The sequence below is a fragment of the Variovorax sp. Soil_C_33 genome, from assembly GCF_057656935.1.
On the sequence record NZ_JBDGJK010000005.1, the window covers coordinates 186,551 to 206,304 of the forward strand.

The 19,754-nt window shown below is 66.9% G+C and carries 17 protein-coding genes; 4 read left to right on the plus strand and 13 right to left on the minus strand.

Annotation, left to right across the window (positions count from 1 at the left end; all coding sequences use genetic code 11):
* Position 1: 1 nt before the first annotated feature.
* From AC3A6B_RS10235 to AC3A6B_RS10270, 8 genes are all read right to left on the minus strand, one after another.
* Entirely contained in the window at positions 2 to 1,942 is a 1,941-nt protein-coding gene (locus tag AC3A6B_RS10235; protein WP_487836603.1) for an ATP-binding protein, read from the minus strand.
* Positions 1,939 to 3,276, minus strand: coding sequence for a Pvc16 family protein (locus AC3A6B_RS10240; RefSeq protein ID WP_487836604.1), 1,338 nt, complete (start codon positions 3,274 to 3,276; stop codon positions 1,939 to 1,941). Before AC3A6B_RS10240 ends, AC3A6B_RS10235 begins: the two co-directional genes overlap by 4 nt.
* On the minus strand, positions 3,273 to 3,959 hold the full coding sequence (locus AC3A6B_RS10245) for a hypothetical protein (RefSeq protein WP_487836605.1): 687 nt from the start codon (positions 3,957 to 3,959) through the stop codon (positions 3,273 to 3,275). Before AC3A6B_RS10245 ends, AC3A6B_RS10240 begins: the two co-directional genes overlap by 4 nt.
* A complete protein-coding gene (locus AC3A6B_RS10250) occupies positions 3,956 to 4,681 on the minus strand; it encodes a hypothetical protein (RefSeq protein ID WP_487836606.1) in 726 nt (241 codons plus the stop codon). The genes AC3A6B_RS10245 and AC3A6B_RS10250 overlap by 4 nt, the downstream gene beginning before the upstream one ends.
* An 11-nt stretch (positions 4,682 to 4,692) precedes the next feature.
* Positions 4,693 to 5,217 carry a phage tail protein gene (locus AC3A6B_RS10255; RefSeq protein ID WP_093103603.1) on the minus strand — a complete coding sequence of 175 codons (525 nt, stop codon included), beginning with the start codon at positions 5,215 to 5,217 and terminating at the stop codon, positions 4,693 to 4,695.
* Between the two features lie 15 nt (positions 5,218 to 5,232).
* Positions 5,233 to 6,858, minus strand: coding sequence for a phage tail sheath family protein (locus tag AC3A6B_RS10260; RefSeq protein ID WP_487836607.1), 1,626 nt, complete (start codon positions 6,856 to 6,858; stop codon positions 5,233 to 5,235).
* Positions 6,859 to 6,882: 24 nt separating this feature from the next.
* Positions 6,883 to 7,176 (minus strand): hypothetical protein, encoded by a 294-nt coding sequence (locus AC3A6B_RS10265; protein ID WP_487836608.1) that lies wholly within the window; start codon positions 7,174 to 7,176, stop codon positions 6,883 to 6,885.
* A gap of 312 nt (positions 7,177 to 7,488) precedes the next feature.
* On the minus strand, positions 7,489 to 8,553 hold the full coding sequence (locus AC3A6B_RS10270; RefSeq protein ID WP_487836609.1) for a sigma 54-interacting transcriptional regulator: 1,065 nt from the start codon (positions 8,551 to 8,553) through the stop codon (positions 7,489 to 7,491).
* 874 nt (positions 8,554 to 9,427) lie between these two features.
* Here AC3A6B_RS10270 and AC3A6B_RS10275 point away from each other — a divergent pair.
* Positions 9,428 to 9,949, plus strand: coding sequence for a hypothetical protein (locus AC3A6B_RS10275; RefSeq protein WP_487836610.1), 522 nt, complete (start codon positions 9,428 to 9,430; stop codon positions 9,947 to 9,949).
* Positions 9,950 to 10,002: 53 nt separating this feature from the next.
* Entirely contained in the window at positions 10,003 to 10,293 is a 291-nt protein-coding gene (locus tag AC3A6B_RS10280; protein ID WP_487836611.1) for a hypothetical protein, read from the plus strand.
* 387 nt (positions 10,294 to 10,680) lie between these two features.
* Here the strand turns inward: AC3A6B_RS10280 and AC3A6B_RS10285 are convergent, their stop codons facing one another.
* From AC3A6B_RS10285 to AC3A6B_RS10300, 4 genes are all read right to left on the minus strand, one after another.
* Positions 10,681 to 11,100, minus strand: coding sequence for a hypothetical protein (locus AC3A6B_RS10285; RefSeq protein ID WP_487836612.1), 420 nt, complete (start codon positions 11,098 to 11,100; stop codon positions 10,681 to 10,683).
* A gap of 162 nt (positions 11,101 to 11,262) precedes the next feature.
* Positions 11,263 to 13,824, minus strand: a complete 2,562-nt coding sequence (locus tag AC3A6B_RS10290; protein WP_487836613.1) for a hypothetical protein — start codon at positions 13,822 to 13,824, stop codon at positions 11,263 to 11,265.
* Between the two features lie 21 nt (positions 13,825 to 13,845).
* Positions 13,846 to 14,550 (minus strand): M12 family metallopeptidase, encoded by a 705-nt coding sequence (locus tag AC3A6B_RS10295; RefSeq protein WP_487836614.1) that lies wholly within the window; start codon positions 14,548 to 14,550, stop codon positions 13,846 to 13,848.
* A 25-nt stretch (positions 14,551 to 14,575) separates the two neighbouring features.
* Positions 14,576 to 15,394: a hypothetical protein gene (locus AC3A6B_RS10300; RefSeq protein ID WP_487836615.1), complete on the minus strand. Its 819-nt coding sequence runs from the start codon at positions 15,392 to 15,394 to the stop codon at positions 14,576 to 14,578.
* 241 nt (positions 15,395 to 15,635) lie between these two features.
* On the opposite strand from AC3A6B_RS10300, the gene AC3A6B_RS10305 reads away from it, so the two are divergent.
* Together AC3A6B_RS10305 and AC3A6B_RS10310 are read left to right on the plus strand one after the other, a co-directional pair.
* The gene (locus AC3A6B_RS10305) at positions 15,636 to 16,727 is read left to right on the plus strand and encodes a pentapeptide repeat-containing protein (protein WP_487836616.1); all 1,092 of its coding nucleotides are present in this window, start codon (positions 15,636 to 15,638) and stop codon (positions 16,725 to 16,727) included.
* A 667-nt stretch (positions 16,728 to 17,394) separates the two neighbouring features.
* Positions 17,395 to 18,264: an adenylate/guanylate cyclase domain-containing protein gene (locus AC3A6B_RS10310; protein ID WP_487836706.1), complete on the plus strand. Its 870-nt coding sequence runs from the start codon at positions 17,395 to 17,397 to the stop codon at positions 18,262 to 18,264.
* 240 nt (positions 18,265 to 18,504) lie between these two features.
* Here AC3A6B_RS10310 and AC3A6B_RS10315 read toward each other — a convergent pair whose 3' ends face one another.
* Entirely contained in the window at positions 18,505 to 19,752 is a 1,248-nt protein-coding gene (locus tag AC3A6B_RS10315) for a M20/M25/M40 family metallo-hydrolase (protein WP_487836617.1), read from the minus strand.
* Positions 19,753 to 19,754 lie beyond the last annotated feature (2 nt).

Here is a 19,754-nt window from a genome sequence, read left to right on the forward strand (position 1 = left end):
CTCAGACCCACCCCCGCGTTTCTGCGTCCGAATAGGGCTTGTCGCGCTTGGCCGCGTCCAGCTGCGCAGCCTGCAGCAGCGTGGCCATGCCGATGGGCGTGCCGGCCTCGGCGGCCAGAAAGGCGGCCGCCAGCGCGATGTTTCGGATGGTGCCGCCGGCCACGTTCAGCCGCGCCAGCTTGGGGTGGTCGATGTCTGCATGGAGCGGCGCGCCGGCCGGGAACACCGCGCGCCAGATGCCTTCGCGCTGCGCCTGGTCCGGGAAGGGGAGGTGCACGACGAAGCGCAGGCGGCGCTGGAACGCGGCGTCCAGCGCCGCCTTGTGGTTGGTCGTCAGGATCGCCAGGCCGCCGTAAGCCTCCATGCGCTGCAGCAGGTAGCTGACTTCGATGTTGGCGTAGCGGTCGTGGCTGTCCTTGACCTCGCTGCGCTTGCCGAACAGCGCGTCGGCCTCGTCGAACAGCAGGATGGCGCCGGCTTCCTCGGCCGCGTCGAAGACCTTGCGCAGGTTCTTCTCGGTCTCGCCGATGTACTTGCTGACCACGGCCGACAGGTCGATGCGGTAAAGCGCCAGGCCGAGTTCCGAGGCGATGACTTCGGCGGCCAGGGTCTTGCCGGTGCCGCTGTCACCCCAGAACAGCGTCGCGATGCCCAGCCCGCGCGCGCCCTGGGCGGCGAAGCCCCATTGGTGGTGCACCGTGAGCCGGTGGCGGGCGTGGGCCGCGATCTGGCGCAGCACGGCCTTCTGGGCCTCGGGCAGCACCAGGTCGGACCAGCGCGCGCGCGTGTCGATGCGCTGGGCCAGGCCGGGCATGCCATGGGCCGGGCCGCGGCTGGCCTCGTGCAGCGCAGCGGCGCTGGCGGCTGCGTCGTCGCCGCTTGCCTGCGCGGCGATCTGCGCGATGCGGCGCGCGCCCAGGCGGTACTGCGTGGCCAGCGTGTCGACCACCGGCCCCAGCGCCGCGGCCTTGTCGGCCAACGCGGCCTGCCAGAGCTGCAGCCGTTCGGGCGCCTCGGGTCGCGCGATGTTCTGGCGCAGTTGCGGCGTGTCGCCCAGCGCCAATTCGTGGCCGCTGACGAAGACCAGGCCGCTCAGGCGTTCCAGCAGGCGCGCCACGGTTGCTTGCGCCTCGCGCTCCTCGCAGTGGATCAACAGCCCGCAGCCCAGCAGCGCAGCCTCGCGCAACCACAGCGCTGCGAAAGCGGCCTGCTCGGCGGCGGCCGTCGGTACGTCGGTCGCACACAATCGATATAGGCCGGCGCCCAGTCCGGCCGCGACGGCCGCGGCCACGTCGTGCTGGCCAGGGGCATCGTCACCGTCGAGCACGATGGCGGGCAGGCGGCTGGTGGCGCCGCGCAGCCGGGCCAGCAGTTGCGCGACCGCGGCCTGCTGGTCCCGGCCCATGGCGCCGGCCGGCGGCTGCGGCTGCAGCAGCGGCTGCAGGCGGTGGTCCAGCGCGTTCAGCCCGGCGATGAAGTGCAGCACGCGCTCTTCCAGGCGCAGCCTGGCGCCGGCGATGCAGGTGCTCTCGTCGACTTCCAGCAGGCGCCAGCGGCGCAGCGGCTCGTTCGGCGCGATGGCGCTCCAGTGTGGCTGCGGCAGTACCGCCAGCGCGAGGCCGAAGCTGGCCCACGGCCGATGCGGCTGGCTGCCGCCCTGGGCGCACAGAGCGGCGATGCGCGCGTCCATCTCGACGCCGGCCACCAAAAGCAGCAGGTCGCGCTCGAAGGCGCTGAGCGCGAACAGCGCCGCCAGCGTGTCGATCGCGGCCGGTGCCGGCATGGCGGCGCGCAGCGCGGCGGCCTGGGTTTCCGCCGCGGCGGCGTCGCGCGCACCGTCGCCCGCACCGTGGCCCAACAGGGCCGCCAGCCGCGCGAACTCCGCCACCAGCAGGCGCTGGTTGGCATCGCTCCAGGCGAGCAGGCGGTCGGGCGCGTTCACGTGATCTCCACCGTCCGGTCCAGGAAGCGCGGCAGTTCCGGCGGCTCGAAGTCCATGTCGATGATCGGGCTGTCGATGTCGTCGATGCGCAGGCGCGCCAGATGCGCGCCGACCGGCGCGTCGGGGATCACGAAGACCAGCGAATTCGGCGTGGCGCCTGCCGTCTGCGGCAGCACCTCCGCCGCGCCCAGCACCAGCACGGCGCGCTGGCCTTCGTGCAGGTCGGGCGTGAACTGGATCGAGACGCTGGCCGAACCGTCGCCCGCGCGCGCCACGGTCTGCGGCAGGTTGGTGATGCGCGGCGCCAGCGTCAGCAGCAGCGCGTTGGTCTCGTGCAGCCGGTCCTCGCCCTGCGCATCGGGCCGCGTCAGGCGCACGCTCACGCGGTACACGCCGGCCGGAAGCGTGGCCTGCTGGGCGGCCAGCGAGAAGGCGGCCACGGTGGCGGCGGGGCGGTCCGGCGCGGGGGCGAGCACCGGCAGCATCTTCGCGATGTCGAAGCGCGCGTTGCGCAGCCAGGCTTCGCGGTCGTCGCCGTCGAGCAGGCTGCCCTGCAGGGCCACGGTGTCACCGACGGCTGCCACCGGCTGGCGCAGTGGCGGCACGGCGCGCACCAGCACCGGCACGCTGGGCAGCAGGCTGGGCTGCACGGCGATGCCGGTCTCGCGGCCCGTGTCTTCGTCGATGCGGCCGCGCGTGAGCACCGGCAGCGGCGTGCGGGCCGGGCGCTGGGCCTGGATCAGCACCACCGAGGCGCTGTAGGCCATGCTGGGGCGCAAGTGGCTTTGCGTGGCGGTCCAGAGCTTGGACATCTCCTCGTTGTTCAGGTGCTGTGGCGTGATCTTGATCAGCTCCACCTGCTCGCCCAGGCCCGATTCGGACAGCGCGCGCAGTGCCGGCGGCAAAGTGGCGCCAGTGGCGGGCGAGGGGTTGAGCGCCGTGCGGATGGCCTCGCGCGTGAGCACCGGCATCTCGTGCAGCAACTGCATGGCGTAGCCCAGCAGGATTTCGGCATGCAGGTCCCCGGCGCTGTAGGCCGACAGCAGGTAGTGCAGGTCGAGCGCCAGCGGCGGGTTCGTGAGCCGCGCACGGCCGGCGCCGTCGCGCGAGGGCAGGGCCTCGTTGCGCCAGCCGGCGTTGGGCGTCACACCGTACAGGAACAGGTTGAGCTGCGAGGCCTCGGTGCCGCCGGTGGGCACCACGCGGTCGGGCGCCAGCAGGCTGACCGTCACGCTAGAGCCCAGCACGCCGCTGACGTTGCGGTTGACCAGCCCGTCGTTGAGCAGGTCGCGCAGCACGGCGCTGACGCCGGCGATGGCCAGGGCCGTGCTCATGTCTTGCTCCGCGTGGCGAGGTAGGCGTCCAGCGACACGGGTTGCGTGTGCTCGCGCGGGCGGGCCTTGGGACGGGGCGCTTCGTGCAAGGCCGTCACGTCGATGCGGCCGATATGGATGTGGACCTCGGTCTCTTGACTGGCAGCGGCCTGCGGCGCCGGCGGGAGGGCGAACGCTGCCGGGCCCCGCACCGTCTGAGCCAGGGACGCGGCGTGGCCGGCAGTGCTTGGCTGCGGCGGCAGCAGCGGCATGGGTTCCGCGCGGCGCGGCGGGGGCGTTGACTGCGGCCGGGCCGGTGTGTGCAGGGACGCCATGGTGGGCATGGCAGTGGCCGGAACAGCGGCCGTGCCGGGTGGCTGCGTGGGCGTGGCTACCGACGTGCGCGTCGCCGCAGCCTCGGCATCCACGGGCTGCGCGCCCCCGTGCTGAGCGGCGACGGCGGGCAATTGCACGCGTGGTGGCACGGCTTGCTCTGGCGCGGCCGTGACGAGCGAAGCTGGCTCGGGCGGCCGGGGCCGCGCGCGCGCGTGGGTCTCGGGCGCCGCCGCTTCCATCAGCGGCGGCGCCGCGTCGGCCTGCGGCCGGTCGAGGCCATCCGCGCCGAACGGCAAGCGCACATCCGAGCGCACTGTCCAAGCGTTGCCGGTGGCGCGCTGGGCCAGGCGGTGCAGCAGGCCCGTCATGCCGCCCCCACCATGGCCAGGTAGCTGGCCCGCCGCGCCGGCGTCAGCGCCAGGATCTGCGCCTCGCTCCAGCCGTAGGCGCTGGCCAGCTGGTGCACCTCGCGCAGCAGCACCAGCGCACGTGCTTCGATCTCTTCCCACAGCAGCTGGCCGGCGTCCAACTGCACCAGGTCCGCATGGCCGCAGGCCACACACTGCAGGGCCAGCGCCAGGTCGGCCTGCGGGTCCAGCGCGTCCAGCCCTTCTTCGACGGCCCGCAGCGCCGCCTCATCCAAGCGCGCGGCATCGCCGGCCAGGGTGCAGCGTGCGAGTAGCTGGCGCGCGGCGCGTTCGGCATCCGCGTCGGCCGCCACGGCCGCCAAGTCGCGCAGGCTGGGCGCGCGCACGCGCAGGCCGGCGACCTCGGCCTCGCGCGGGGTCAGGTCGTCGTCCTGGACAGGGGCGAGCAACTCCCGCGCGTCCAGCTCGAAGGCCAGGCGCTGGCCGCATCGCGGACAGTCGGCATGGCCGTCGATGCGCGGGCCGAAGCAAGCCGCGCGCAGTTGCAGCAGGCTGGCGTTGACCGCACCCAGCGGCAGGTCGGGGATGGCCTCGGCCGGCCAGTCAGGGCGCGCCGCGGCGGCCAGCAGCGCACTGCGGTCGAGCGCATGGCGTCTGGCGCCACACTCCCACAGCGACAGCAGTTCAGAGCCGGCCAGCGCGCGCATAGCCACCTTCCGCACGGGGTCGTCGTTCAGGCAGGTTCGTTGAAGGTGGGCTCGGCCGGTTCGACCACGTCGTAGTCGCGCTCCCAGCCCTCGTTCTCGAGCTTCAGGGTCTGGATCGCGACGGCGTTGGCGTTGGCGTCCAGGTCCGGCAGCGCCTGGTACTCCGACACCCAGCAGCGGAAGACCTTGTAGGCGATGGCGAGCTGGCCGGCCTCGTTGTAGACCTCGATGATCAGGTCCTTGCGAAAGTTCGCCAGCGAAACCTCGGCGCCCAGCCCGGAGCCGAAGTTCCAGACCTTGTTGGCCCAGCGCTCGAACTCGACGTCGTGCGTGACGCCGCGCTCCAGCGTGATGGCCTCGAACTTGGTGCGGCCCGGGGACTTGCGCGTGGAAGACGGATCGCCCCCCTCGCGGTGCTCCACCGGCTCGGTGCTGCGCTTGAGCGCGCCGACCTTGGAGATGCCGGCCACGTAGCGGCCGTCCCACTTGACGCGGAATTTGAAGTTCTTGTAGGGGTCGAAGCGGGTGGCGTTGACGCTGAACTGTGCCATGTCGTTGTTCCTCGATCAGGTGGGGATCTGGCCGACCATCTGCTGGATCTTGATGACCACGAACTCGGCCGGTTTCAGCGGCGCAAAGCCGACGACCACGTTCAGCACGCCCAGGTTGATGTCGGCCTGCGTGGTGGTCTGGCTGTCGCACTTGACGAAGTAGGCGTCGCGCGCCGAGGCGCCCTGGAACGCACCCTGGCGGAACAGCCCCTGCATGAAGGCGCCGAGGTTCAGGCGCACCTGCGCCCACAGCGGCTCGTCGTTGGGCTCGAACACCGCCCATTGCGTGCCGCGGTACAGGCTTTCTTCGAGGAACAGCGCGAGCCGGCGCACCGGCACGTACTTGTATTCGTCAGCGCTGGCGTCGGCGCCGCGCAGGGTGCGCGCGCCCCAGACCACGCGGCCGTTCACACCCATCGAGCGCAAGCAGTTGATGCCCAGCGGGTTGAGTTGGCCGTTCTGCAGATCGTTCAGGTTGATCTGCAGGTCCTGCACGCCGTTGAGCGCCGCGTCGAGCCCGGCCGGCGCCTTCCAGACGCCGCGCGCCACGTCGGTGCGCGCCATGATGCCGGCCACCGCGCCGCCGGGCATGAAGGTGTCGACACGGCTGTCGCGCAGCGGGTCGACCATGCGCAGGCACGGGAAGTACAGCGCGGCGTTGCGCGCACCGGGGCCGCTGAGGTTGAGCCCGGTGCGGCCGGTCTGCGCATTGGTGACGGCGCTGGCCGCCGGCACGGCCCAGCCGGGATCGGGGTCGACGACCAGCATGGCACGGCGCTCCACGCACAGCGCGAGCGCGGCCTGCCAGACGTTGGCCGGCACCGGGGTGTAGGTGGACGGCAGGGTGGTGGTGTTGCGCGCCAGCGGCGGGATCACCAGCAGGTTGAAAAGGTCGGCATGGGCCAGTGCATGGATGCCGGTGCGGCCGGCGGCATTGCCCAGCAGGTCCTCGGCGCGCAGCGGGGGGCCGTCGTCGCCGCCGGCGGCGTCGATCCATGTGATGGTGGTGGGCGTGACGGTGGAGGCGGGCCGCGCCGCCGGCACCGCGCCCAGCGCCCGCACCAGCGTGGATTCGCGCTCCAGCACCAGCGGCAGGTAGCGCGGGTCGCCGGCGGTAGTGGACACCGCACCGATGGTCTCGAACACGAAGTCGTCGCGGCCCGGCCGCACGCGGTAGCGCAGGCGCAGGTTGAAGCGCGTGGGGTCGGCGGCCGGCAGGCCGCTGTCGGTGCCATGGTCCACTGCGGCCGACAGCCGGCCGCCCCAGGCGCCCAGGCTGGCCGCCGTCAGCACGAGGTTGTCGCCGCCAGCCGGCAGCGTGAGCGTGGCGGCCGAAGCCGCAGCCGGCGCGTCGGCCGCATCCGGATCGGCCGCGGTGCCGACCAGCCGCACGACCAGCGCCAGCGCGCCGCCGTTCAGGTAGAAGTCGCGCACCGCATAGGACATGGGGCAGTCCACGGCCAGGCCACCGAACCGGCGCTCGTAGTCTGCGAAGCTGGTCAGCATCAACGGGTCGTTGATAGCGCCGGAGGCGGCCCGGCCGACGAAGGCCGTGATCGAGGTGGCCACACCGGTCAGGGTGCGCACGCCACTGGGCACTTCTTCCACGTAGACGCCTGGGTAACTCAGGGCACTGGGCATACATTCCCCTCCATCAATTGACGATCAAGAGCCTGGCGGCTCCGCCTGCGATCCCTCATGGCCTGCGGGCCGGGCGGCGCGGTACACCGTCTGGCCGTCCGGACCGAATGCGCACTCCATCTCGCCACTGGCCACCAGCGCGGCCAGCGCCGCACTGACAACGTCTGGCGAACTCCTCGCCGTCGGCGGCTGCAGCCACCAGGCGGCGATGCCCGCGACGGTGTCGCAGGCCTGCGGATTCGCACGCACGTAGCGGCCCAGGGCCGCTACCACTTCCGTCACCGCCATCAGGTCGTCGCGCCGGGCATTCAAGTCCACCCCACGAAGTCACGAACGCATCAGGTTGCAGCAAGCGTGCCATCTGTTTCTTCGTTGCAAGTGCTTGATTTGATTGGCGTTTTTGACAGGTCCCTGGGGTGGTTGTGCGGTCGGATACACAGCCCCCGCATTGCAATCCGGACGCGCTGCGTTGGCGGCTTCCCGCAGCGCCGCTGTTGCGAATGGGGTGCGTGTCGTGGCGGACACGGGTGTGCTTGCGCCGACATGGGGCCGCGCAAGCGGCGCAAGAATCCGATCCACCAAACGGTGGAGAAGTGCGGGAAGTGCGGGGGCGGGGAAAGGAAGGTGGCGCTAAACGCTACCGAGCGCGCGCGCCTTGACGCCGTATTTCTTGACAAGTCGACTCAGCGAGGCCCGTTCGATGCCGCTCAACCGTGCGGCCTCGCTGATGTTGCCGGCCGTGCGCGACAGCCAGTCCTCGATGAAGCGGCGCTCGGCTTGGTCGGCGGCTGCGCGCTTGGCCGCGCGCAACGAATGCGGAGGCGCGGCAGCTGACACACCGGGGACGCCAACCTGGGCCAGCTCGGGCGAGCATCGGCGCAGATCGTCGACGCCGACCTCGGATCCCTGGCAGACCACGTGGGCCTTGAGCAGCACGTGCTCCAACTGGCGCACGTTGCCAGGCCAGTCGTAGGCACGAAGCAGCGCCAGGCCGGGCTCGTCGATGCGGCGCGCCAAGCCGTCGGTCTGTCGCGCCGCCTTGGCCAGCAGGTGCGGCACCAGCAGGTTCAGATCGTCAAGACGCTCGCGAAGCGGCGGGAGGGTGACGCGAAAGGCGTCCAGCCGGTACAGCAAGTCGTCACGGAACATGCGCGCCGCCGCCTTCTCGTGCAGGTCAACGTTGGAGGCCGCGACGATGCGCACGTCCGCATGGTGCAACTGGTTGCCCCCCAGGGCCCGATAGCTGGAGTCCTGCAGAAAGCGCAGCAGCACGCCTTGGCCACGCGGCGACAGCGCTTCCACTTCATCCAGGAACAGCGTCCCGCCCTCGGCCAAGCGCACCAGGCCCTGGCGCGCCTGGCTGGCGTCGGTGAAAGCGCCGCGGGTGTGGCCGAACAACTCGCTCTCGACCAGTGTGTCGGGCAGCGACGCGCAGTTGACCGGGATGAACGGGCAGTGCCGGCGCTGGCTCTGGTAGTGCACCGCGCGCGCGACCAACTCCTTGCCGGTGCCGGTTTCGCCGGCGATCAGCAGCGGCGCGGACCACGCGGCGTAGAGCTTCACCAGCTCCATGGCCTCGCGAAAGGGCGGGCTGTGACCGACAAGATTCTGCGCCAGCGCAGTACTGGCGTGGCCGTCACCATCGGCCTCTGGACAGGCTGCGGTCTGCGTGCATGAAGAGCTGTTTGTGCGCATTCTTTGTCCGTCCTCAACCCGCCGACTGCCTGGCGAAACGCTTCGCGAACCACGTCGCGCCTGCGTTGCGTTCGCGTCGTCACAGAAGAGAGCCGTCGACCTCCATCGCATGACTTTGGAGAACACACGCCCTTGTTCTTTTGCAATGGCAATAACCCACGTCGCGCGAGATCCAGCTCCCGCGCGGCGACCCGCCTCCCCGAGTTTTTAGTCCAGCCGAGCCAGCCGTGAAAACACCTAACGCCCGGTGACCGAATACCGCAGCGTGGATCACCCCGACGCCGGCTGGCAACGCGCAGCAACGTGTCGCTCCGATCGAATCGCAGCACTGCTTCGGTGGACCAGAACGTGCGCCGCATTACGGCTCGTAACCTACCGACACGACTCGCCGCGAAACCAACGAAGCGCGCCCATCATCCGTCCACGGGGCAGAACGCGCATCTACCAAACGAACTAGTGACGCGAGTCAGAAGTTTGACGTCTCCCGCTGAATCGGGGCCATTCGCCAGTGCGCCTCTCGCGCAATAGCCTCTGACGACGCCCGCCTTGCTTATGTCCAGGTGCAGCCCGTACCGCAAAGCGCTTCGAACAAGCTCAGCTGCTGACTGCGCGGCCTGACCAACGCGAGTTGATGCAGGGTGGAAACGACATGTTGGCCGGCCGAGCACTCGAGACGCGTGAGCAACTCCGCTCGGCATGAAAACTTTGGACTCCATTCCGCCATGAGTCCACCAATGCACGCAAGCTGACGAGGCCGGCTTCGTCAGAAATGCACGTTTCCTTCGTAGGATCGGACGCCAGAAAGCGGACGCGACGCCGTTCGCAACCATACGATGTCGCCCTCATCGAACGAGGAAGTGAAGGATTCGCAATCATGAACAAGCGCAGCGATGAAATGGAAACGGTGCCTCATTGCTTGGATGACTTGCCAGCAGGGCATAGATCGCTAGCAAATGGCACGACATTCTCAAGGACCGTAGGCAACTTCTTCCGTAAGAATGGTGGCCCGGACGATCCAGTGCTGACAGTCGCCAAGGTCCAGCCCTTCTGGCAAGCATCGGAGGTCGTCCAGCGCAAACAGACAGGCGCAAAGTCGAATCTCTACAAGCACTGGGACGCCATCAGGGCCGAAGGCATCACGGCATCGCAGTTCATCGCGTTCTTGCAGCCTCTCGCCGACCTGGATGGCATCACGGTCTCCTACACCTACAGCGATGAAGACGGCACGGAGCACGTCTACAACCATAGGCGAGGTGAGCTCGGGAGTGTGAATCCGCTGTCCCGGGCGATTCAGGAGAAGAAGTTGTCCAGAGAGAAGGCCCTGAGCTTCGCGCTGAATGAGGAGGGCCGAATCTGGATCGAGAGCAACTTCATGGAGCTCGGCGAGCTGAAGTAGGCGTTCGAGATTCGAGCAGGGCAGCCGTAGAAGAATTTTGAGTTTGTGCCGATGTGAAAAGACTCGCTTTCACCACGCTCCTGCTGTCCTTCGCCTTGCCCTGCGCGGCAGAGTCGGGTGCGGGGAGCAGCCGTGCAACAGCCCACATCAGCTTCAACGTACACGTGCCACCGGTTTTTAAGGTCCTGCAAGCGACGCCCGTCGCCGGTGGCTACGAGTATCGAGTGTGGGCCAACATGAAGTCCATCGCGATCAACGGCAAGGAATATCGATTCACCCGAGTCGGCGAGACGACCCTGTTTGTATCTTCCTCAAAAGACACCTTCATTGTTCATGGCCTGTAAGTGCGGCATGCCCGTTCTCAGCTCACAAGTTGGATGCAGGGGACGAACTGTTCATCGACTATTGCCTGACGGCGGACGACGGCTCACCGCCCTCGAACTGTCCCTGGCCGCTGCGGTTCTTCCAATTGCCGCGGCACGATGCTCGCGCCGTCCGGAAAATTCGAAGACGGGTGAAAGACCCGGCCGAAAATTCAAACTGTGATGCGCAGCGGGTTCAAGTAGCCTGGTAGATCTGCACTTAGGTCCTTCAACAACCCGGGATTCGGCACGATGATGGACGACGTCTACTGCCTGGGCCGACGACATTCGACAAATTGCAGCAGGCGTCCCCTGCGAGCGTTTCGACCTCGATCGGGATCGCGCTTCCCAAATGATGCCGCGGGCCGTTCAAGGCAGGCGCCAGCCCCGATAGCCTGCGCCCACATCGAGCGGCGAGGGTGGGGGCCGCCCGCTTTCGGCGACGTAGCCGGCGTAGTCGAGGATGCGCACGGACGACTCCAAGACCTCCCTGCCGGCCCCGAGAGACGCGGCGCGCAATGCAAGACGAATGCACCCACCGCCGATCTCGTCGCCGCCGGTTCGGGCGAAGGCATACGTCTCCAGCCCCGCGCGTGCAAACCCGCCGATGCGGTCCGTTGAACGCACCGTGATCGTCGGCGCGACGAATATTTCGCCGCTGCGAAGTTCCACCGCCAGCGTCAGGTCGACCGGCTGGTCGGCTCGCGAAATGCTCAATCCAATCCAGAACACTTCATCGTCCGCAGTCGGCACGATGAGATCTCCATGGCGACCGAGCGCGACGGGCAACGCCCCCAGGCTTGGCGGCAAGCCAGTGCCGACAACGCCCGACTCGGGGCGCAGAAAACGCTGGAAGGACAGGTGCAGCCCGGGCGGAATACGGACGCCGGTGAGTTCCAGCCAGTCGGCTGACGGAATGGCGATGCGCGTGACGATCCTCCTTGCGGGCTCTCAGGTTTTGGCCTTCAAGGCCTCCAGTGCGCACGGCGGGATGTTCATGGCGGCAGCCTTCGCGCGCGCGGCGCGCGTCAGCGTGATAGAGCTGCCCGCCTGTCTGCCCCCGCGGCTGCCCCGCGTCGGCGCAAACGCGCCAGGCAATGCTCGCATTGCCATGGCGGCCGCAGGAGGGCCCGCCACCGCATCGGCCTCTTCCGCCGCACTGCCTGCCATCGGCGTCGCCCCCAATTCAAGGAGAACCGCTGACTCTTCTTCGCGGCCGCTTGCGCCCCCGAGAATGGCACGCGCAAGCTCCTGCCGGACTGCCGACTTCACTTCCTCGTTGGTATTCCACACCAGGAAGGGTGGAAGCGCCGCCAGTGCCTGCACGCGCGCCCACATGCCCGGGGGAATGAGATCGGCGCGCTTGCGCGCACCCTCCGCCAGCAAAACCCAGCTGCGCTGGAACATGGGCGGACCGCGCAGCGCGCCGACGCGCCGCAGCTTGGGGTCTGCACATTGCAATGCCAGCGCCTCCACGTCGGGGTGGCCATCCCCAACCAAGGCCCGCAAGTTGGCGACGACGACGTCGAGCATCCGAAGGTCTCGCCCCGAATCGCGCTCGCGCTCGATCAGCAGCAAGTGACCGCCGATGATGCCAGCCACCGGGTTTTGGGATTTCAGCATCAGGGCCTCGTCAACGCCCGCGCTCAGGATGCGCCGCTCGTTGGCCATGGCCAGTTTCGCGGTCTCCGCCAGCCGATCTTCCGTGTCGATAGCAGGGCTGAGCGGTACCTCCCGGCGACGCATCATCACCGCGATACGCGGCCGCGCATCGACCTTCGACGCACCCGGCACAACGCGCCGCAGCACATACACCTCCGTGCGCCAATCGGCGCAGGCAATCACGCTTTGCTCGATGGTGACTCCGTCTTCCAGACGCTGCCGCAGGAAGTAACTGCCCGGTTCGACCGCTCTCGCAGCAAACGCACAGGCGTCCGCCCCGTCGTTGCGCTCACCGTCCACTTCCATGTCGATCACCACATTGCCCGCCGCGTCGACGACACTGACACCGCGCCATGGCGGCGTAGTACCTGGCACCGGTTCGTCCTTTCTGCTGAAGGTCCGCACCATGGCCATGATCACGGCTTGGCCTGGCGCAAGTGCAAGCGCTCTGGCCGCTTCCATGGCGCGGCGACGCGTGTCCTCATGGTACTCGTGGGTGGCGGCGGTCTGGGGCAAGGGAACTACCGTGGCGAGCAGTTGCGGTTCCGAGAGGTCTTTGACAGCCCGACGGTCCTGGTCGAGCAGCATCACTTGCTGATTGATGGCGTTGCCGATGCGGATCTTCACCTTGAACAAGGCCGGCGGCAGGGGCGTCGAGAGGCGCGCCAATCCGTAGTCGACCAGGGAAAACCGGCTGTCGATGACGAAGATCTCCGCCGTAGCATCGTCCGGCGCGATCTCGAGCTGGAAGACTTCATCGCCCTTGCACGGCGTGACCGGGGGACCGGTGTCTTCTACCGCCACGTCCATCGGGCGCACGACTTCGAATCCGTGCCGAAGTCCGGCATCGGCAACCTCCATGAGGTACAAGCCGGGCCGCAACGCCACCGTCTTCGGCGCATTGCCGACCTGGAACTTCTGCATGACCGCCGGTGGCGAACCCGACCACAACTGCGCCATCTTCCCGTTGGCGGCGGGCGGAAAAGACACGCTCACGTCGTAGACCGGCGGCGCGACACCGCGGGCGAAGATCAGGCCCGCGTCCTCCTGGATGACTTCGGGCTCCTGCGCAACGTCGCGGTCATCGCGATCACGCTGCTCGAAACGCGCCGACTGCGCATTGCGCATCCAGTCGGCGAGGCTGCGACCCGTCACGCGCCCGTTGACGTCGGCCGCCGCGCCGCGCAAACCCTCGAGCAGCGTCCACGTGAAAACGCCGTGTGTCCGGCCCTCGTCCTGGGCGATCGGCAATTCGACGGCCTTCATCGGCCGCTGCGCGGCGAATGCCACGAAGTTGGCCAGCGGCGGATTGGTCCCCGTCGGAATCGGCAGCGGCGGATCGTGCGGTGGAATGAACGAGGCGCGGTTCATGCACGCGTCGACCCACAGCACGAACTCGCGGAAGCAACCCGAGTCCTGCAGCCAGTTGATCCAACCGGTGGCATGGACGTTCGAGGTCAGCCGCTCTTTGGCATCGGCCGTGAAAAGACACGCGCGTTGCCTGCCGGGCGAGAAACCATGGCCGGACATGTAGATATAGATGCGGCGACCAATGAGCGGAGCTAGACGGTTTTTCTTCTTCTCCTGCATCATCTCGTCAAGCTTTGACATGAGTCGGTCGAGATCGGTCATGTTGGGACGCGCATCGTCCGCGCTATCGGCCGCCACCGCCTTCACTTCATGGATGTTCTTGGTGTCCGCCGGAAAACCGCCTCCGTTCGGATCGAGCAGCCAAGCCTTGACGGCATCGACGTCGTTGTGCGGCCCCTGGAGATCGAGCGGCGAGCGGTTGTCGCCGAACTCCGGATAGCGGCCGATGCCGATCAGGATTGCATGGTCTTCGGTGTTCATCGGATCGTCACCGGCGCAGGTTCAGAAGGGGTAGCTTTCCCTGGCAAAGTCCTTGTCGGTCTGCGACAACTCCTTGTTCAAGTCGGCCGAGGTGCCGTCCAGGGTCCAGGCCCGCGGAATCGGATACATCATGATCGACGTGCTGTCCACGCTCGTGGCATCGACCGCGGCGAGTTCGAACTTCCTGAACATGTTCTCTTCGATGGTCGCCATGTCCCAGTTGTTCGGCGGGCCGGATAGATCCTTGATCACTGCATCCCGATTCCACTGCACGCCACCCGCCTTGGGGTTCTGATGCTCATGGATCATGCCGAGCGCATGGCCGAACTCGTGCAACACGACGCGCCGAATCTCGTCATCGGACGAGTCGACGGTCAACCAGCCGTAGTTCATCGTTGGCTTCGGCTCGGGAATCGAGCGGCATTGCGTGCCGATGTACGACCACGAACCGTTCCCCTGGATGAATGCGATGCGGATGTCCGTCGGACCTGCATTGCGAAACGAGATATCCACGTTGGCAAATTTCATCCATTCCCTTGCGACGGCCTCGACCTTCTTCTGCAGCGCAGGCGCTCCTTCAAGGAAGCGGCACGTGATCTCGCTCGGGGCTGGCCACTTCGTGGACTTCAGGAATGCGGCCTTGTGACTGGCGAGGCGCTTCTTGTCTTCCTCGCTGGGCGCGGGGGGAACGGGGCAGCTGCAAAAGTGAAGTTCATTGGTCGTCATGATGCTTTCCTTTCGTGTTCAGGGTCTATCTGACAGTGAGAACAGGCAACCTCAGCAAGCGCGGAACCGTCGATGAAGGAAGGCCCTGTGCTTGCCCGGGTGCCTGTTGGGGAGCGATGCCCTGTGCTGGCGCAGGTGCTTGCGGAGCGGCCACGGTCGGAGCCGGAGGGCTTACGGCCACGACGGTGCCCCTGGAGATGGCATCGTCGATGAGCGCGCGAATCTGCGCCGGACGACACACCGTCTCGTAGCGGCCGAGCAGCGCGACGGCGTCCGCGTAGTCCATGTTCGACAACTCGCCTTGCACCGATGCAAGGAAGGCGCTTTGCGACTCCCGCACGATCTTCATCACCGACTTGGCTGCGTCGGAGAACAGATAGGTGGTCGTGAACGCGTCCATGCTCGACGCGGCGAAGCTGAACGTCGTGGCGACAGCGGCGATCTCCTTGGCCCCACTGCCCGTCAGTCCCATGATGGCGGAGGCGAAGCCGCCGACCAGACCCAATTGCTTGCGCTCGTTGGACGCTGCCTGGTTCGCGCTGCCGACCGCATCGAGATAGCGATCGCATTGAAGGTCCAGCATGGCGCGACCGGAGCGGAACGCCTTGAAGGCCAGCGCCGTCTGGTCGGGGTTGGCCGAGCTCGCTTGCAAGTCCCTGGCGAAAGTTTCCGCCGCGTGGTCAAAAGCGGTGGTGCCGCCGCTGACAGCGGTGTTGGCGATGGTCGCGCCGGGCAAGGACTTGTAGGTCGTGCACCCGGCGAACAGCCCGACTGCAGCGAACGCGAAGGGCAGGCCGACAAGGATTCGCCGAATCGATTGGACCGTGACGTTTCGCGGGCGCATGAACTTGCTCCAGTCGTGGCCGCTGGCGCCCTCTCTTGCAGGCACCTTCGGCCGCCACATGCCGTGTTGGAGTGCGAGACTGGCGAAATTCTGTCGCGCACGACCCTCATTGCACATCCACTAAAAGGATGATGATGAGAGCCCAGCTCTCTTCTGGACCGTCACAGATCCGAGACACTTGAAGACAGGCGCCGGCAGGAGTAGTTTCACCCGCGTCGATCCCGGCACGAGGAGACAAGCTATGGAAGCCGAACAATGGTTTTCGGGCTTCGCACGTCGCCTACGACGCGGCACTGGACGAGATCCAAGATCCCTCGGGAAAAGTCCCAGCGCCGAGCCCACCTCCCGGGACTCTGGTGTGACCGATGGCTCGGATAGCAAGTCCCTGCTCGCTTGGCTCTGGGGCATAGCCATTGCCATCTGTGCGCTCATCGCACTTGCAATATCGGTGCAGCTGTACGCCGTCCGAAAGGCGAACGAAGTCAGGACTACCGCAGAAGTTGCGAGCGTCCAGCCGGAGGTTCGAGTCGCGCTCGAGAAAGACCTGGTCTTGTTCGAGACGGATACGCGAATGAAGTTGGTGCTGGGCGTCGTTCAGGCGCTGACAGGATTCGCCCTTCTGTTAGGGCTTGTCGCCACGTGGAAGAACTTGCAGGCCACCCATGAGAAGCTGGAGATAGATCGAAACGGGCAGTTGACCAACAGATTCAACGAAGCGACCTCACAACTTGGAGCGGACAGCAAGGAAGGTACGCCAAACATAGAGGCGCGCCTTGGCGGCATCTATTCGCTTGAATGGATCGCCAAAGACAATCCGCAACTCTTCTGGCCGGTGATGGAGATACTGACTGCCTATGTGCGTCACAATGCGCCTTACCTCCGAGACGCCGCCCCAAAGAAACCTCGCACTGACATCCAGGCAGTTCTTCAAGTCTTGGGCCGCTCTGACGCTGATCGCCACCGGCACCCAGATGACAAAAGGGTTCGGAAATTTGACCTTCGAGACGTCGACCTTAGGTGCGCTGAGTTCTACGACGCCCATCTTGAGTTGACTGACTTTTGGGGCGCTCACCTCGACAGAGCAGAGCTATGGGGCGCGTACCTCAACGGCGCGAAGCTCTCCCACGCCACCTTATGCGGCGCCAACCTCAAGCACGCCGATCTCACGAATGTCGAAGAGATGGATAGCACAAACTTCGACCAGGCTAACTTCCTCGGAGCCAAGATCGTCAATACGGACTTCACCAGATCTCTTGGCTTGACTCAAGCGCAGATAGAGAGCACTGGCGCCGATCGTCGTGGCGCGAAACTTCCCGGGCATCTGCACCTGTAGGGATGCATCAGTCAGCACAGTACAAGGGGGAACCAATGCTCGCGGTAAGCTAGCCGTGACCGGTGGCTCGTTGCCTTCGGGCACAGGGGAGTCCGACGCAGCCTCGCGGGTCCAAGACGCGAACGGCCTGATCACGAGCGAGACCGACTTCAAGGGCATCACGACCTCTACAACCTGGGACGTCACGCGTCGCGTGCCCACCTCGGTGACCACCCGCGGATCTGGCACCCCCGAAGCCCAGACCGTCACCACGCAGTGGCACGCGACGTTCAACCTGCCTGTCCTCGCACACCTCGCCCCGAAGCCGATATGCATAAGGTGTGCCCACCGGAGGCTTAAGAGCGGGGTCGCACGGTGATCCTGCAGAGAGCGCGGACTCGATCCCGCACAGCATCAGAACCACGCAATGGCGCGGGAGGAAAAGTCCTTTCGGCCGACGGCTCCGTTGCATCCTGCACCTCGGGCGCGCTTTCGCGCAATGGACATTTCGAAGTATCGCAGCCGGCGGCCCGGGGATGAAGGGCCCCGACGGGCGTGAACTCCGAGCGCCTGATCGGGATCAGGACCTGTTCTTTGGCTGGCTCCTGGGTCGAAATGGAGAGTGGGGTCGCTCACGCCGAGCCCCGCGCCCTATCCGAAATCACGCACGCGCGCCGCCAGCCTCGTCGTGTCCTGCCACGCGCAGCGGCCTTCCAACGCGGGGTACGTTCCTTCATCCGCTTGCAGTCGCTACCTGACCATTCCTTTTTTCCGATCTGTCCGGCTCGGTCGCGCTGGCCGAGGCCATGCAGGTCTTGCGCTATGTACATCTGCTGCGCAGCCTTCGCGGCCTTTGCCGCGAAATTGTTGCGCAATACGGTGGATCGATCGCGCGGTTGCAAGGCGATGGGGTGCTTGCCTTTTTGGCTTGGACGGCGCCTCGAACGAAGACGGGCGCCTGGCGATTGCCTGCGCCCTCAAACTGCACAGTGCAGTCCGGGCGAGCGCCTTCGGCGTCGCGTCAAATCGCTTGCTCCCCCTGGCGCTTCATTCAGGCATTCATGCGGGCCTCACCTACTTGGAGAACGGCGACGTTGAACGGGGTCGATACGACTTGGTCGGAAGCACGCCCAATCTCGCTGCGCGACTGTCCGCCCTCGCTGATCGAGACGAAATCTATGCAACGGAACAGGTGATCGCGCCCCATCTGGCCTCTTTCTCCACGGGCGGTCGCGCGATCTTGCAGCCCAGAGGATGGACAGCCCCGATAGCGGCATATCGCGTGCTGAATCTGGCCGTGCCAGAAATCGGTTTGGTGCGTCCTACACATGCGCTGTCCGCCAAGCCTCAAACACACATGAGCACAAGGCCAATAGCCGGCATGGACTCGCAAACGTCTAGCCCCGTGGGGACAACGATTCAGCGAGCGCGTGTGGTGGCCTATTCTGGGGCGGCAGGGGGCGAGCAGGCGTTCGACGTGAGGTCGATTGGCGCATCCGAAACCCCACCACGCCGGCAGAGGAGGGCGCCCCAATGGCAGTTGCCGCATGGCATATGATTGTTCGAGATGTCCGCGCGTACAGTGAAGTTATCTTGATCGCGAGAGATGTGGCGGGCAGCGCGCTCAGAAGGATGTGGACACTGCAGGGGGGCGCCCGAGCGGGCGATCCGGCCGCAGAGATACCGCACCCCCATCGGCCTTCGCCTATCGCCAGGCCGTATGAAGTTGGTCAGGCGGCTGTAGCCTGAGCAACTCTTCGCTGTCCATCGTCCCGGCCGACTACTCCACCTCTGAACTTCAGCGCGCCAGCAGTTGCAGCAGGCTGTTGGCGACGACCAGCGTCGCCTTGTGCAGTTCGTCCAGTGGAACGCGTTCATCAGCGCGGTGCCCGTTGGCTTCGAGCAGCGTCCGCGGGCCGGCGCCGTACATCACGGTGGGGATGCCGGCCTCGCTGTAGAGGCGCGCGTCGGTATAGAGCGGCACGCCGATCGGCGTCACCGACTTGCTCATCACGGCGCCGGCTTCGCGGCACAAAAGATCGGCGAGCGCCTGGGCGCCGGGCGCCGGCGCGAACGGCCGGGCCAGCAGGATCTGCCGGATCTCGACCGAGATGCCGGGCAGCGCGCGGCAGGCGTCCTCGATCACGCCGCGCAGCTCGGTCTCCGCGGCTTCGGGGACTTCCTCCGGAACGATGCGCCGGTCGATCCGCAAGCTCAGCGCGTCGGCGACCACGTTGGTGTTGATGCCGCCGTCGATGAGGCCGATCACCATCGTCGGATGCGTGATGCCGGGTGTCTGCGAAGGCCGGCCGGCCAATACGTCGCGGTAGCGGTAGAGCGCGGGCAACAGCGTCGCCGCGGCCTCGATGGCGTCGTGGCCGGTGTCCGGCCGCGCGGCGTGGGCCGATTTGCCGCGCAGCGTCACCTCGAGGTGCAGGCAGCCGTTGTGCGCCACCACCACGTGGTGCGAGAAGGCTGCCGAGAGTACGTAGTCGGGCCGGCTCAGGCCTTGCGAAAGAATCCAGCCCGGCCCGGCCATGCCGCCGGTTTCCTCGTCATAGGTGAAGTGCAACTCGACCGTGCCGGCGAGAGGCATGCCGGATGCGTGCAGCTGCTTGAGCGCGCGCAGGGCAAAGGCATAGGTCGTGAAGTCGGACTTCGACACCGCTGCGCCGCGGCCGTAGAGCCAGCCGTCCCGCACCTCGCCGCCATAGGGGTCGACGCTCCAGCCCGAGCCCGGCGGCACGACGTCGCCATGCGCGTTGAGCGCCACCACGGGGCCGTCGCCGAAGCGTTCGCGCACGATCAGGTTGGTGACGCTGCGCATGCCGTGCGTCGCCGCGAAGTCGGCCGGCACCGCATGCCTTTCCACCTCGAAGTCCATGCCCTCGAGCAGCCGGGCCGTGAGTTCCGCATGCGGCGCGCAGTCCCCGGGTGGATTGTCGGAAGGGCATTGCACCAGTTGCGCGAGCGTGCGCACCTGCTCGTCGAAATGCGTGTCGATGAACTGGCGCAGTGCGTCGCGGGCGGAAGAAGGGTCGGTCATGG

Bases quoted from the DNA above. Each gene is read 5' to 3' on its own strand.
- AC3A6B_RS10255 (WP_093103603.1), bottom strand. From the start codon at position 5,217: ATGGCACAGTTCAGCGTCAACGCCACCCGCTTCGACCCCTACAAGAAC.
- AC3A6B_RS10315 (WP_487836617.1), bottom strand. From the start codon at position 19,752: ATGACCGACCCTTCTTCCGCCCGCGACGCACTGCGCCAGTTCATCGAC.
- AC3A6B_RS10260 (WP_487836607.1), bottom strand. From the start codon at position 6,858: ATGCCCAGTGCCCTGAGTTACCCAGGCGTCTACGTGGAAGAAGTGCCC.
- AC3A6B_RS10290 (WP_487836613.1), bottom strand. From the start codon at position 13,824: ATGAACACCGAAGACCATGCAATCCTGATCGGCATCGGCCGCTATCCG.
- AC3A6B_RS10245 (WP_487836605.1), bottom strand. From the start codon at position 3,959: ATGACGGGCCTGCTGCACCGCCTGGCCCAGCGCGCCACCGGCAACGCT.
- AC3A6B_RS10295 (WP_487836614.1), bottom strand. From the start codon at position 14,550: ATGACGACCAATGAACTTCACTTTTGCAGCTGCCCCGTTCCCCCCGCG.
- AC3A6B_RS10240 (WP_487836604.1), bottom strand. From the start codon at position 3,276: ATGAGCACGGCCCTGGCCATCGCCGGCGTCAGCGCCGTGCTGCGCGAC.
- AC3A6B_RS10270 (WP_487836609.1), bottom strand. From the start codon at position 8,553: ATGCGCACAAACAGCTCTTCATGCACGCAGACCGCAGCCTGTCCAGAG.
- AC3A6B_RS10305 (WP_487836616.1), top strand. From the start codon at position 15,636: ATGGAAGCCGAACAATGGTTTTCGGGCTTCGCACGTCGCCTACGACGC.
- AC3A6B_RS10300 (WP_487836615.1), bottom strand. From the start codon at position 15,394: ATGCGCCCGCGAAACGTCACGGTCCAATCGATTCGGCGAATCCTTGTC.
- AC3A6B_RS10275 (WP_487836610.1), top strand. From the start codon at position 9,428: ATGAACAAGCGCAGCGATGAAATGGAAACGGTGCCTCATTGCTTGGAT.